The organism is Candidatus Binatia bacterium, from assembly GCA_036493895.1.
Taxonomy (GTDB): domain Bacteria; phylum Desulfobacterota; class Binatia; order UBA1149; family CAITLU01; genus DATNBU01.
The window spans coordinates 1-14010 of record DASXOZ010000026.1 but is presented as its reverse complement, the minus strand read 5'-3'; the positions used below and the strand labels follow the sequence as shown (position 1 = coordinate 14010).

Below are 14010 nucleotides of genomic sequence, written 5' to 3'. Positions count from 1 at the left end.
CGAGTCGTCCTTGCCTCAGTTGGCGTTGCGAACCGCACGTACGGGCTTGAAGCTTCCGATCTTCCCCGCCGGGTCCGTCCCCGGACCGTTGAAGCCGACGATCCAGCCTTCGATGGGATTGTTCGCGTGCGTGGTCGACGACCAGTACGAGTCCAGCCGCGTGCAGCTGCAGTCTGCCACCGTGCAGGACGCCGCGCAGTCCGAGTCGAACTCGGCGAACGTCGATGCGTTGAATCCGTCCCCGAAGTTCTTGATCGTCTCGAGCTCCACGACGTTCGGGATGCGCCAGTCGGTGTGACCCGCAAAGCCGCCGCCGGCATTGATGCCGGCGAGGAAATCGGTCGCGAGCGTTCCGTCCATGTCGGTGCCCGTGGCCGAGAACGAGTAGGTGTTCTCGACGTCGTGAAGCCCGCCGGAGCGGTCCTTCTTCTCCCACATCAGCCCGGTGGCGTCGTCGGTGACCGTGCCGTCGCCGTTGTCGGTGAACTGCCGCGGCGTCCCCGCCTGGACGTTGCCGTCGGATCCGGGCCCATGCGAGACCGTTTCGCCGGTTTGGGCCGGCGTCGAGGACTGGGCGCAGATCAGCTCGACCGATTGGCCGACTGCTTTCCTCAGCACGGCCAGCGCGTCGGCGCTCGTGACTTTACCGTTGTCGTTTACGTCGCCGCAGACCGCTGCGGCGGTGGTGCTCTTCGCCGCGAGGGCGATGGCGACCACCATCACGGTTGCAAGGAAATTTCGCATCGGAGAGCTCCCTGCATCGTCTTCGGCAGCGATGGCGACCGCTGGCCCGCTGCTCCCGTCGGGCCCCGTGCAGGTCGGGCGGCCGACTCCGGCCCGGATCCTAATCCCCCGCGCAAGATGAGCCCAGACCGGCCGCGCGCCACGGCTGGAAGGCCCGGCGCCGGGCGCCGTCTCAGGCCGGCTCGAGCTCGATTCGCCGAGACGCGAGGTCTACGGAAACCACCCGGACCCTCATGCTTTGCCCGATGTGAATCACTGCCGCGGACACGCGGCTCTGGAGCTCCATTTTCTCCGGCACCCAGTCGAAGTACTCGCGAAGCTTCCCGACGTGGACGAAGCCCTCGACGAAAGCGACGTCCAGCTCGACCCAGAAACCGAAGCGGTCGACGCCGCTGACGGTGCCGGCAAGGCGCTTGCCGACGTAGCTCGTCATGAACAGGCAGCCGGCCGCCGCGACGACGTCGCGCTCGGCATCCATCGCGCGCCGTTCGCGTTCGGACGTGTGGGCCGCCTCGGGTCGCAACGCCTCGCGCGAACGCGCCTGCCCGTTCTGGCCAAGGGTGGCCAGCAGCGCGCGGTGCGCGATGATGTCGGGATAGCGGCGGATCGGCGACGTGAAGTGCGTGTAGCAGCGGCTGGCGAGGCCGAAATGGATTTCCTTCTCGGCCGAGTAGCGCGCCCGCGTCATCGTCCTCAGCACCATGTTGTTGATCTGCCGGGCCTCCGGGCGACCCGCGGCGTCGGCGAGCAGCTTCTGGAACACCGCCGGCGCGACCACGCCGCCGTCATGCCGCAGCCTCAGGCCGAGCGCTCGCGCCCGCGTCGCAAGCTGCACCAGCGCGTCGTCGTCGGGCCTTTCGTGAATGCGATAGAGGAACGGAACGTCGGACGCGTCGATCTTCCCGGCTACTGCCTCGTTGGCGGCCAGCATGAATTCCTCGACGAGACGGTGAGCGAATCGTCGCGGGCGGCGCCGGATGGCCGAGACATCGCCGGCTTCGTCGAGAACGACGACCGCTTCGGGAAGATCCATGTCGATGGCGCCGCGCTGCATGCGGCGCCGGTGCAGGGCATCGGCGCAGCGGGCCATCTCGACCAGGCTTGTGCGCACGTTGGCGGCGATGCGCGCCGGGTCCTCGGCGGCATTCCGTGACGAGGCGCGCGAGGGCTCCTGCAAAGTCCCGCCGGCCGGAGCCTCGGCATCGGTGTCGGCCTCTGCCTCTTCCAGGACCGCCGGCGCTGCATCGGCCGCGGATTCGGTTTTCTCGTCCGTGCTCGCCGGCGCGAACCCTTCGTCGTCGAGCACGGCCTGCACCTGCTCGTACGTCAGCGATGCGAAGCTGTGGATCGCCGAGCGGGCGAACGACGTGTTTCGTACGTCTCCGCTCGAATCGATCTCGAGGAATACCGAGACCGCCAGCCGGTCTACGCCGGGATGAAGGCTTGCAAGACCGCCGGAAAGCTTTTCGGGCAGCATCGGTACCGAGCGACCCGGAAAGTAGACGCTGGTCGAGCGATCGTAGGCCGCGCCGTCCAGCGCAGTCCCGGGCACGACGTAGTGCGAGACGTCGGCGATCGAGACGACGAGGCGCCAACCTGTCGCCATGCGTACGATCGAGACCGCATCGTCGTGGTCCTTTGCATCGACCGGATCGACGGTGACGGTCAGCTCCTCGCGAAGATCCTCGCGCCCGTGCAAGTCCTCGGCAGAAGGCTCGCCAAACGCATTCGCTTCGGCTTCGGCCTGCTCCGGAAAGTCCTCGTCGATCCCGCGCAGCACGCAGACGCTGCGGATCTCGGTCGCGAGCCTGCCGATCTCGCCGAGAACACGCTCGACGCGCACCGTGAGGTCACGATGCGACGACGGATATTCGACGATGGTTGCGGCGACGGCCATTCCCGGCGGCGCCGGATCGCTGTCGTCGGCGAGGACAATGACGTAAGGGCCGATGCGATCGTCCAGCGCAAGCAGCCGCGTGCGTGCGATCGGCGAGGCAACGGCGACGATGGTGCGGCGCGCGCGCTCGAGCACGCGCCGGATCTTCGCGTGGTGCAGTCCCCCGCGCGCGTAGCGAACGGGCTCGACGAGAACGCGGTCGCCGTCCATGGCCGGCCGCAGCGCGCCGCGCTCGACGATGAGCGGTGCGTCGGGCACGTCGAGGATCACCAGCGCCCGCCCCGAGCGCTCCACCTTGATGCGGCCGGTCAGCAGGCCCGATCGCTCGGCCAGTGCCCAGCGCCCGCGAGGCATGCGCACGACGGTGCCTTCGTCCTCGAGCGACTCGAGCGAGGACCACACGTCGGCCAGCGGCGCACCGGTGGCGTGCTCGAGCTGGTCGGCGGTCGAGGTCGGTCGCTTGGATGCGGCGAGCAGGTCGAGAAGACGAGACGCGAGCGCATCGCGAACGATGGTCGCGCCCGAATCGGAGCCCGCCGCAGGCGCAGCGCCAGGAAGATGCGCCGCAGGCGCAGCGCCCCGAGGATGCGCCGCAGGCCCAGCGCCGCGGTCGCGGCGTTTCTTGTGCTTGCGCTCGCCGCCGCGCTCGGCGTGGCGGCGCGAAGGCTTCTTCCTGCTCAGATGAAGACCGGCGCGTCGAACTCGCCGAAGGCCGACCGCATCGCGTCGGAGATTTCTCCGAGCGTCGCGTAAAGGCGCACGGCGTCGATGATTGCCGGCATCAGGTTGTCCGTGCCGGAAGCACGACGGCGGACTTCGGCCAGCGCGGCCTTGACCGCGGCGTTGTCGCGGCCGGCGCGTACCTTGGCCAGCTTTTCCTTCTGGCGCTTCTCGATCATCGGGTCGAGGCGAAGGATGTCGATCGTCATCGTTTCCTTGCTGGTGAACTTGTTCACGCCGACGATGACGCGGTCGCCCGACTCGACGGCCTGCTGGTGCGTGTAGGCGGCCTGCTGGATCTCGCGCTGCTGGAAGCCGGTGACGATGGCTGCCACCGAGCCGCCGAGCTTGTCGATGTTGGCGATGTATTCGCTCGCGCGCTTTTCGATCTCGTCGGTGAGGGCCTCGACGTACCAGGAGCCGCCGAGCGGATCGACGGTGTCGGCAGCACCCGACTCGAAGGCGATCACCTGCTGGGTGCGAAGCGCGGTGGTGGCCGCGACCTCGGTCGGCAGGCTCAGCGCCTCGTCGTAGCCGTTGGTGTGCAGCGACTGGGTGCCGCCACAGACGGCGGCCAGGGCCTGCAGCGTCGTACGCACGACGTTGGTCAGCGGCTGCTGCGCCGTCAGCGAAGAACCGGCCGTCTGCGTGTGAAAGCGCAGCATCATGTTGCGGTCCTTCTTCGCGCCGAATCGTTCCTTCATCGTGCGCGCCCACAATCGGCGCGCTGCGCGGAACTTGGCCACTTCCTCGAAGAAGTTGTTGTGGCAGTTGAAGAAGAACGAGAGCCGGCCCGCGAACTGCTCGATGTCGAGGCCCGCATCACGCGCCGCCTCCACGTAGGCGATTCCGTCGGCAAGCGTGAAGGCCACTTCCTGCACTGCCGTGCACCCGGCCTCGCGCATGTGGTAGCCGCTGATGGAGATCGTGTTCCACTGCGGCACCTTCTCGCTGCAGAACGCGAAGATGTCGGTGATGACGCGCATCGACGCTTTCGGCGGGTAGATGTAGGTGCCGCGCGCGATGTATTCCTTGAGAACGTCGTTCTGGATCGTGCCGCCGACCTTGTCCCACGAAACGCCCTGCTTCTCGGCAAGGGCCAGGTAGAACGCGAGCAGGACCGACGCGGTGGCGTTGATCGTCATCGACGTCGTGACCTTGTCGAGCGGGATGCCGTCGAACAGCGTCTCCATGTCGGCCAGCGAATCGATCGCGACGCCGACCTTGCCGACTTCGCCTTCGGCCAGCGGATGATCGCTGTCGCGTCCCATCTGGGTTGGAAGGTCGAACGCGACCGACAGGCCCGTCGTGCCCTGGCCGAGCAGGAAACGGTAGCGGCGGTTGGATTCCTCGGCGGTGCCGAAGCCTGCGTACTGGCGCATCGTCCAGAAGCGGCCGCGGTACATGTTCGGCTGCACGCCGCGCGTGAACGGGTACTCGGCCGGCATGCCGAGCCCGCCCGGATAGTCTCCGCTCGAAGGGCCGTACAGGGGCGCGACGGGAATGCTGGACAGCGTCTCGAAGCTCTTGCGCCGCTCGTCGGATTTCGCGCGCGCGGGCTCGAGCACCTTGGTGGTCCAGCGCGACAGTTCCTGGTCGAAGCTTGCCATTGTGTTGTTCCCAGCCTCCGGTTGCGGCCGGTTGAGTATTCAAGAGCGGCGTCTGGATGGGCAAGCCGCTCGCCAGCTCGCGGCTTTCCCTCACACCACGAGGACGAGCAGCTGGCCGTCGGAAACTTCCGCGCCCTCGGTGACGGCAACCTCTTTGACGGTGCCGGCCACCAGCGCGGTGATGTCGTTCTCCATCTTCATCGCTTCGAGCTTGACGACGGTCTGACCGGCGCGGACTTCCTCGCCTTCGGTGACGCAGACTTTGGTGATCACGCCCGGAATCGGTGCGAGGACGGCGCCGCGACCGGTGGGCGCGGCGGATTTTGCAGGTGCAGCAGGCGCCGCGGCTTTTGCCTTGGGCGCGGCCGCTTTCTTCGGCGGCGCAGCGACCGGTGCCGGTGCTGCTGCAGGCGCCGGCGCAGCGGTTCTTGCCGCCGCGCGTGCGGCCGTGTGGCCCGGCACCGAGCCCGGCGAAGCCTGCTCTACCTCGAAGCTGTAGCCTTCGACGATGATGCGGGCGCCCGAGGCCTGCTCGATGACCTCGACCGTGTATTCCTTGCCGTACGCCTTGACCTTGTAGGTGGCCATTTCCGTTTCCGGCCGCGCGTCAGCGCGTGCCCATCCTCTGGATCGATGCGATGCGCGCTGAAAGTCCCCACGGTGTCTGTGCGCGCGGGATGCGCACGCGCGCGCGCTGCTGCATGTGGGCGGCATACGCTGCCAGCGCGACGCGCAGGAGGTCGGGCCTTCCCCCGAGGCCGCCCACTCCGGGCGGCACGGTGCGGAATTCATCGACCACGGCGGTGTGTCCTGTTGCAGCGCATCGTCGTCACAGCGGGATGTTGCCGTGCTTCTTCGGCGGGTTGGTATCTTTCTTGTGCGCGAGCATCGCCAGGGCCTGGCCGATGCGAAGCCGGGTGTGCGACGGCGAGATCACTTCGTCGATGTAGCCGAGCTCGGCTGCCTTGAACGGCGTCGCGAAGCGGCCGCGGTAGTCCGCGACGAGCTCCTTGCGGCGTGCTTCGGCGTCGTCGGCGTTCTTCAGCTCGCCGCGGAAGATGATGTTGACGGCGCCGTCGGCGCCCATCACGGCGATCTCGGCCGACGGGTACGCGAGCACGACGTCGGCGCGCACGTGGCGCGGCCCCATGACGGCGTACGCCCCGCCGTAAGCCTTGCGCGTGATGATGGTGATCTTCGGGACGGTCGCTTCGGCGTAGGCGTAAACGATCTTCGCGCCGTGGCGGATGATCCCGCCCCACTCCTGCGCGGTGCCGGGAAGGAAGCCGGGCACGTCCTCGAACGTGACGACAGGGATGTTGAAGCAGTCGCAGAAGCGCACGAAGCGGGCGATCTTGTTCGACGAGTTCGAATCGAGACAGCCGGCCAGGTGCAGCGGCTGGTTGGCGACGACGCCGATCGAGCGGCCGCCGATTCGGGCGAAGCCGACCACCGCGTTCTTCGCGAAGTGCTCGTGCACCTCGAAGAAGCTCCCGGAGTCGACCGTCGCTTCGATGATGGCGTGGATGTCGTAGGGCTGGTTCGAGCTGTCGGGTACGACGTCGTCGAGCTCGGGCGTCAGGCGGTCGACCGGATCGTCGCAGGCCAGCACCGGAGGATCGTCGACGTTGTTCGACGGCAGGTAGCTCAGCAGGCGGCGCACCTTGGCAACGCAGTCCTCGTCGCTCTCGGCCATGAAGTGCGCGACGCCGCTCTTGCTGTTGTGCGTGAACGCGCCGCCGAGGTCTTCCTGCGTGACCACTTCGCGCGTCACCGACTTGATGACGTCGGGGCCGGTGATGAACATGTAGCTCTTCTGGTCGACCATCAGGATGAAGTCGGTCAGCGCAGGAGAGTAGGACGCGCCGCCGGCGCAAGGTCCCATGATCGCCGAGATCTGCGGCACCACGCCGGATGCCAGCGTGTTCATGCAGAAGATGTCGGAATAGCCGCCGAGGCTCTCGACGCCTTCCTGGATGCGTGCGCCGCCCGAATCGTTGAGGCCGACCACAGGTGCGCCGGCTTTCATCGCCAGCCCCATGATCTTGCAGATCTTCTCGGCGAACGCGTGCGAAAGGCTTCCGCCGAGCACCGTGAAGTCCTGGGCGAACGCGAACACCGTGCGGCCGTCGACGCTGCCGTAGCCGGTGACGATGCCGTCGCCCGGGATGCGCTGCTTGTCCATCCCGAAGTCGTTGCAGCGGTGGGTCTTCAGCTTGTCGACTTCGACGAAGGTGCCGCTGTCGAACAGCAGGTCGATGCGCTCGCGGGCGCCGAGCAGGCCTTTTTCATGGCGCGCGGCGATGCGTTCCTTGCCGCCGCCGGCCTCGGCCTGGGCGTTGCGGGTCTGCAACTCGTGGAGAACGTCTTTGAGGGCCATCGCTGGTATCGCGTTTTGTGGGTAGCGCGCGTCGCGCTCCGTGCCCGGGTGCCGATTCAGGCGGCGAAGCCGGGTTACCGGCACGCGGCGGGCGCCGCTGCTGGTCCGGAGTCGGACACCGAGGCAGGCCGCTGCGTACACAGGGTCCGCCAAAAACTCAAGGCGCCCGGTTTCCGGGACTTCGACGTCGCAGTCGGCCGTTTTCCTGCAACCTCTCAGCCGGGCGCAGGCCGCGAAGCCGACATCACCAGGACCAGCGCGGAATCGAGAGCCTGGTCGCGAGTGCCTCCGATGCCGCTTTCGGTCCAGTCGAGCACCACTCCGAGAAGCACCCGCACGATGAAGCGCGCGAGGATCTCGGGTGCGATGTCGGTGCGGACCTGGCCGCGGGCCTGCCCGATCTCGACGAGAGGCTTGACGAGGCCGCGCACCACCTCCTCGTAGTCGGCCGATCTTGCAGTGATCGTCTCGATCGCAAGGCGCGCGACGTCACGGTTCCACCACAGCTTGCCGCGAAGGCTGATCGCAACGACACGGGCGAGCGCAGCCTCGAAGTTCGGCTCTGCCACGAGCAGCGGAAGCTGGGCCTCGGCCCTCGTGATGCGCGTCGAGACGTACTCGAGCAGCAGCTCCTCCTTGCTGTCGAAGTGCGCGTAGAACGTACCCTTGGCCACGCCGGCCTGGGCGACGATCTCGTCGACCGTCGTGGCCTCGAAGCCCTGGCGGATGAACAGGGCATTGGCCGCATCGCGGATCTTCGCGCGGGTGGCGGCGCCGCGCGCGGGAGGCTTGGTGCTTCCTTTGGGTTGCAGTGGCATCGGGGTGCTCTGTACTTCGGTCTATACTGTAACTACCTGTTTTTATTCAGTTTGTAAAATATTTGACGCGCAATGTCGACGGTGGTACTGTACCGCGGTCATGTTCCAGAACCCCGCTGAACCTGCCCGCCGTACCCGCCGGCCGGTGCACGCCGCCCTAGTCTTTCCGGGCCAGGGTTGCCAGCGCCCGGGGATGGGTCGCGATTTTCACGACAGTTCCATAGCTGCACGGCGCACCTTTGAAGAGGCCGGCGACGCGATTTCGCTCGATTTGCGCACCCTGTGCTTCGGCGAGGATCCGCGCCTGCAAAGCACCGAGTTTGCGCAGCCGGCCATCCTCACGGTCGAGATCGCGATGCTCCGCGTGCTCGGCGAGCGCTTCGACCTCGTGCCCGACTGCTACGGCGGCCACAGCCTCGGCGAGTATACCGCACTGGTGGCTGCCGGGGTGCTGCCGCTGGCCGACGCCGTGCGGCTGGTCCGGCAAAGGGGTCGCCTGATGCAGGAGGCGGTCCCCGCCGGCAGCGGCGGCATGACGGCGCTGGTCGGCTCGCCAATCGATCGAGAGCTGGTCGCGCGCGTGCTGGCCGGCACCCGCGTCTGGATCGCCAACGACAACTCGGACTCTCAGATCGTCCTGTCGGGCGCGAGCGCGGCGCTCTCCGATGCGGTCGCCAGCATTCTCGAGCTGCACCGCCAACCGCTGCGCGCGGTCGAGCTCGCGGTGAGCGCGCCGTTTCACAGCCCGATGATGAGCGGCATCGAGGAATACTTCGGCCAGTGCCTGCGTGACGTACTGCCGCGTATCGATGCGTGCCGCGCGACGCTGGTCACGTCCAACACCAGCGGAGGCTTCCACGACGGCGACGCGTACGCCCTCATACGGGCGCTGGTCGCGCAGATCTCTTCGCCCGTGCGGTGGAGGGACAACATGCGCGCGATCGCGTCACGCTGCTCCCGCGTCATCGAGGTCGGACCGGGCAAGCCGCTGCGGCCGATGTTCCTCAGCCTCGAGCACGGTCCCGAGATCTCGTCGGTCGTCGCGGTCCGCAGTCTCGAGCAGCTCGCCGCGTAGCGGGCAAGGTGGCGCCGATGACGAGCGCAGCTTCGATCGACAGTGCAGGCGCAGCTGAGGCGGTGCCGCGGGTTTTTGCGGCGGACTGCTGGGGTCTCGTGCTCGGCGGTTCGAGCGGAATCGGTCTGGCCTCTGCGCGGCGTCTTGCGGCCGCCGGCATGTCGCTCGTCGTCGTGCATCGCGACCGCCGTGCGGCGATGGCGCGCATCGAGAAGGATTTCGAGAGGCTTGCCGCCGATGCGCCGGCTCTCGTCACCCTCAACGTCGATGCTCTGAGTGCCGAGGGGCGCTCGCGCGTGCTCGACGAAGCGGCTGCGCGCCTGCAGGGACGCGGCCGCATCCGCGTGCTGCTGCATTCGATCGCGCTCGGCAACCTGAAGCCGTTGTCGCTTCCGGGCGACGGAACGGTCGCGAATCACCGGCGCCGTGCGCTGGACGATCTCGCGTGCGCCCTCGGCATCGACGGCGACGCACTGGCAAAGGCAGTCGACCAGAGTTTCGCGGGCGGCTGCGCAATGCTGCACGCGCTGGCGACGCCGGCCGACTACGGCAAGCGCATCGCCGACGACGAGGATTTCGCATCGACGGTCCACAACATGGGCACGAGCCTGTACACGTGGGTGCGGGACGTGCACGAGCGTGCGCTGTTCGCGCCCGATGCGCGAGTGCTCGCGCTGACGAGCGAAGGCAACACGATCGCGTGGCGCGGCTACGGTGCCGTCAGTGCCGCAAAGGCCGCGCTCGAAGCCGTCTCGCGCCAGATCGCGCTCGAGCTGGCGCCGTGGGGAATCCGGTCGAACATCGTGCAGGCGGGGATCACCGAGACTCCCGCGTCCGCGCTCATTCCCGGCATCGCAGCGATGAAAGCGGACGCGATGCTGAGAAACCCCCTTGGCCGCCTGACGACGCCGCAGGACGTCGCCGACGCGGTCTATCTGCTGTGCACCGACGAAGCGCGCTGGATCAACGGATCGATCCTTCGCGTCGACGGCGGCGAGCACATCTCCCGCGGAGCCTGCGCCTGATGCTGACCGTCTGCGGCATGGGCCACGCGCATCCGGCGTCCGAGATCAGCAACCGCTTCCTCGAGGATCTCGACATCGGCACCGACGAGGCCTGGATTCTCGAGCGCACCGGCATCCGCTCTCGCCGCACGGTGCTCGACCTCGACTATATCCGCACGACGCGCAACGCCGACATCCGGGCAGCGCGCGAGGCGACGCTCGAGAGCAATGCGGTGCTGGCGGCGCGCGCCGCACGCATGGCGCTGGTCAATGCGGGGATCGACGCCGCAGGCGTGGGGCTCGTCATCGGCGTCGGCAGCGCACCCGACCACGTGACGCCGGCCGAAGCGTGCATCGTCGCCGCCGAGCTGGGCATCGAAGTGCCTGCCATCGACGTGCGCTCGGCCTGCACGAGTTTCGGCGCGGCACTGCATCTTCTGGCGGGCATGCGCGACGATGCGCTTCCCGAACACGTGCTCGTCGTCGCGCCCGAGACGGTCACCCGTACCGTGGACTACGCTGACCGCACGGCCGCCGTGCTGTGGGGCGATGCCGCCGCGGCCGCCGTCGTCTCGCGCGATCCGGCGCGGCCCGGTGCGCGCATCGTTTCGACGTCGCTCGATTCGCGGCCCTCGGGGTACGCCAGCGTCGTCGTGCCGTGGGCCGATTACTTCGCGCAGCACGGAAGCGTCGTGCAGTCGTTCGCCATCCGCACCAGCGTGCGGCTGTGGAAGGACCTGAACACGCGCACCGGAGGCGACGCCGGCAACGGCTCGACCACGGGCGAAGCGATGCACTACATCGGTCACCAGGCCAACCTGCTGATGCTGGAGAACGTCGCGCGAAGCTGCGGAATCGCGGCAGAGCATCATCACTTCAACGTCGACCGCTTCGGCAATACCGCCAGCGCCGGATCGGCCTCGGTGCTATCGGAGCACTGGCGTTCGTTCGGGGCCGGCGAGCGCGTCGCGCTGATCGGAGTCGGCGCGGGTCTTACGTGGTCGGCCACTCTTCTCCAGTTCGCGCAGGCCGCGCAGTGAAGCTGCTCGACAAGGACGGTATCGTCGCTGCCGCGACGCCGGCAGCGAACGACGCCGATGTGCCTGCGGTTCGCAAAGTCGCGCTCGTCACGGGCGCGGGCACCGGCATCGGCCGCGCGTGCGCACAAGCGCTTGCCGCCGACGGCTTTCGCGTCGTACTGCACTGCAATCGCAGCGAAACGCGGGCCCGGGAGCTGATGGCGACGCTCGAGGACGCCGTGCTCGTGCGGGCCGACCTGGCCTCGAGCTCCGAAATCGACGCGCTCATCGCCGAGCTGAAGGAAAAAGCCGGCCGCATCGACGTGCTCGTCAACAACGCCGGCATCACTGCCGACGCGCCGATGGTCGCGATGAAGCTCGAGGACTACGATCGCGTGCACGCGCTGACCCGCGGCACCTGGTACCTGACGCGGCTCGTCCTGCGCCGCTTCATGTACAAGGCCGGTCGCGGCCGGGTGATCAACGTATCGAGTGTCGTCGGGCACACGGGGAATGCGGGGCAGACCTCGTACTCGATGGCAAAAGCTGCGCTGGACGCCATGACGTTGTCGCTGGCGCAGGAGGCAGCCTGCTACGGCATTCTCGTCAATTCGGTAGCGCCCGGCTTCATCGACACCGACATGACGTCGTCGCTGTCCGGCGAGATCCGCGGCGCGATCCTTGCGCGCGTGCCGCTCGGGCGCCTCGGCAGCGCCGACGAAGTGGCCGACGTCGTTTCCTTCCTCGCATCGCGCGCCGGTTACATGACCGGCAGCGTCGTGCACGTCAACGGAGGCATGTATGGCGGCTGAATCAATTGCCGGCAGCGTGCCGCTGCCGGGTGTTGCCGGCAGCATGACGCCGACAGGTGCCGGCGGCAGCATGTCGCTGTCGAGTGCCGGAGGCGGTGCAATGCTGCCGGAGGCCGCGGCGACGATGGGATCGCTGTCGGCGGCCGACGTGCTCGCGCTGGTGCCGCAGGCGCCGCCGTTCCGTTTCATCGACGAGATCGTCGAGCTCGACGACGACCACGTCGTCGGTACGTACCGTTACCGCGAGGACGAGTGGTTCTACCGCGGGCATTTTCCCGGCGATCCGGTGACTCCCGGCGTGATCCTCGTCGAGACGATGGCGCAGATCGGCGTCGTCTGTCTCGGCATTCGCCTGTTCGGCGCCTCTGCTGGCGGCGGCGCGGCGCGCCTGCTGTTCACCGACGTCGAGGCGGAGTTCTGCGGCGTCGTTCGTCCCGGCCAGACCGTCACCGTCCGCTCGCAAAAGCTGTGGCTGCGCCGCGGAAAGCTGCGCGCCGGCGTGGTGATGACGGCGCAGGACGGCCGCGAAGTCTGCCGCGCGACCATGTCGGGCATGAGGCTGTCGTCATGAGCCGGGTGCGCGTCGTCGTCACCGGCATGGGCGTCGTCGCGCCGAACGCGGTCGGCGTCGGCGCGTTCGCCGAAGCGCTTCGCGAGGGGCGTTCGGGCCTGAGGAACGATGCGCGCCTTCGCGACATGGGGTTTGCCTGCACCGTTTCCGGCGTGCCCGAAGGCGTCGACGAGCGCGCGCGAGCTCGCTTCGGCGAGGCCGAGCTGGCCGCGATGAACCAGAACATGGTCTATGCCGCTCTGGCTGCCGACGAAGCGTGGCGGGACGCCGGTCTTCCGGATCCTCGCGACGACGAGGACGCGATCGACTGGGACTGCGGCGCGGTGATCGGCACCGGCATCGGCGGCATCGACACGGTCGCAGAATTCGTCGTTCCGATGATCCAGGCCGGCAAGGTGCGCCGCCTCGGATCCACGTGCGTCGAGCGCGTGATGACCAGCAACGTCAGCGCGAAAATCGCCGGGATGTTCGGGCTCGGCAACCAGGTGACGACCAACAGCAGCGCGTGCTCGACCGGAACCGAATCGGTGCTGCAGGGTCTCGACCGGATCCGTTCGGGCAGGGCAAAACGCATGCTGGTCGGCGGTTCCGAGGCGGCCAGCCCGCACATCTGGGCCGGTTTCGATTCGATGCGCGTGCTCGCGCGTGCATGGAACGACGATCCACAGGCGGCGTCGCGGCCGATGAGCGCGGCGGCAGGCGGGTTCGTCCCCGCCGCCGGCGCGGGAATCCTCGTGCTCGAATCGCTGGACAGCGCGCTCGAGCGCGGCGCGAGGATTCACGCCGAAGTGCTTGGCGGCGCGGTCAACTGCGGAGGCCAGAGAGCCGGCGGCTCGATGACGGCGCCGAATCCGCGCGGCGTGCAGCGCTGCATCCGCGCCGCGCTCGCGGACGCCGGCGTCGATCCCGATGCCATCGATGCCGTCAGCGGGCACCTCACTGCGACGATGGCCGACCCGCTCGAGATCGCGAACTGGGCCGAGGCTCTCGGCCGCGGCAGGCGTCTTCCGATGATCACGTCGACCAAGTCGCTGATCGGCCACACTCTCGGTGCGGCCGGCGGCATCGAGACGGTGGCGGCGGTGGCGATGCTCGAAGGCGGGTTCGTGCACGGCTCGCGCAACTGCGAAGACCTTCATCCCGACATCGAAGACTACGCCGGCTGCGTCGTTCACCGCACGCTGGCGATGCCGCAGCTCGAGATCATCGCCAAGGCCAGCTTCGGCTTCGGCGACGTCAACGCCTGCCTGCTTATGGGGTCAGGCACCAGCGCGCATCATTCGGGTGCAGGCGCTCGCTCGATGCGCGCTGGTGCCTGACCCCACTACTCACAGGAGAACCACACATGTCCGAGCTCGAA

13 protein-coding genes are annotated in these 14010 nt (G+C 68.0%); 6 read left to right on the top strand and 7 right to left on the bottom strand.

All coding sequences use genetic code 11. The annotated features are described in order from the left end of the window. Window positions 1–15 precede the first annotated feature (15 nt). From VGK20_06680 to VGK20_06650, 7 genes are all read right to left on the bottom strand, one after another. Complete coding sequence (locus tag VGK20_06680; GenBank protein HEY2773719.1) at window positions 16–744, bottom strand: DUF1566 domain-containing protein; 729 nt, start codon at window positions 742–744, stop codon at window positions 16–18. Between the two features lie 172 nt (window positions 745–916). Further along, on the bottom strand, window positions 917–3043 hold the full coding sequence (locus VGK20_06675) for an RNB domain-containing ribonuclease (protein ID HEY2773718.1): 2127 nt from the start codon (window positions 3041–3043) through the stop codon (window positions 917–919). Window positions 3044–3318: 275 nt separating this feature from the next. Beyond that, entirely contained in the window at window positions 3319–4971 is a 1653-nt protein-coding gene (locus tag VGK20_06670; GenBank protein ID HEY2773717.1) for a methylmalonyl-CoA mutase family protein, read from the bottom strand. A 90-nt stretch (window positions 4972–5061) separates the two neighbouring features. Then, window positions 5062–5559 carry a biotin/lipoyl-containing protein gene (locus VGK20_06665; GenBank protein ID HEY2773716.1) on the bottom strand — a complete coding sequence of 166 codons (498 nt, stop codon included), beginning with the start codon at window positions 5557–5559 and terminating at the stop codon, window positions 5062–5064. A gap of 19 nt (window positions 5560–5578) precedes the next feature. Beyond that, complete coding sequence (locus tag VGK20_06660; protein HEY2773715.1) at window positions 5579–5770, bottom strand: hypothetical protein; 192 nt, start codon at window positions 5768–5770, stop codon at window positions 5579–5581. A 30-nt stretch (window positions 5771–5800) separates the two neighbouring features. After that, window positions 5801–7351: a carboxyl transferase domain-containing protein gene (locus tag VGK20_06655; protein HEY2773714.1), complete on the bottom strand. Its 1551-nt coding sequence runs from the start codon at window positions 7349–7351 to the stop codon at window positions 5801–5803. Between the two features lie 215 nt (window positions 7352–7566). Then, complete coding sequence (locus tag VGK20_06650; protein HEY2773713.1) at window positions 7567–8169, bottom strand: TetR/AcrR family transcriptional regulator; 603 nt, start codon at window positions 8167–8169, stop codon at window positions 7567–7569. 100 nt (window positions 8170–8269) lie between these two features. On the opposite strand from VGK20_06650, the gene VGK20_06645 reads away from it, so the two are divergent. From VGK20_06645 to VGK20_06620, 6 genes are read left to right on the top strand one after another with little or no spacing between them, the layout of a single operon-like run. After that, window positions 8270–9244, top strand: coding sequence for an ACP S-malonyltransferase (locus VGK20_06645; protein ID HEY2773712.1), 975 nt, complete (start codon window positions 8270–8272; stop codon window positions 9242–9244). Between the two features lie 17 nt (window positions 9245–9261). Next, window positions 9262–10269, top strand: a complete 1008-nt coding sequence (locus tag VGK20_06640) for an SDR family oxidoreductase (GenBank protein HEY2773711.1) — start codon at window positions 9262–9264, stop codon at window positions 10267–10269. Beyond that, window positions 10269–11288, top strand: a complete 1020-nt coding sequence (locus VGK20_06635) for a ketoacyl-ACP synthase III (protein HEY2773710.1) — start codon at window positions 10269–10271, stop codon at window positions 11286–11288. The genes VGK20_06640 and VGK20_06635 overlap by 1 nt, the downstream gene beginning before the upstream one ends. After that, window positions 11285–12079: a 3-oxoacyl-ACP reductase family protein gene (locus VGK20_06630; protein HEY2773709.1), complete on the top strand. Its 795-nt coding sequence runs from the start codon at window positions 11285–11287 to the stop codon at window positions 12077–12079. Before VGK20_06635 ends, VGK20_06630 begins: the two co-directional genes overlap by 4 nt. Then, window positions 12069–12650: a hydroxymyristoyl-ACP dehydratase gene (locus tag VGK20_06625; GenBank protein ID HEY2773708.1), complete on the top strand. Its 582-nt coding sequence runs from the start codon at window positions 12069–12071 to the stop codon at window positions 12648–12650. Before VGK20_06630 ends, VGK20_06625 begins: the two co-directional genes overlap by 11 nt. Then, window positions 12647–13969 (top strand): beta-ketoacyl-[acyl-carrier-protein] synthase family protein, encoded by a 1323-nt coding sequence (locus VGK20_06620; protein HEY2773707.1) that lies wholly within the window; start codon window positions 12647–12649, stop codon window positions 13967–13969. Before VGK20_06625 ends, VGK20_06620 begins: the two co-directional genes overlap by 4 nt. The last annotated feature ends 41 nt before the right edge of the window (window positions 13970–14010 follow it).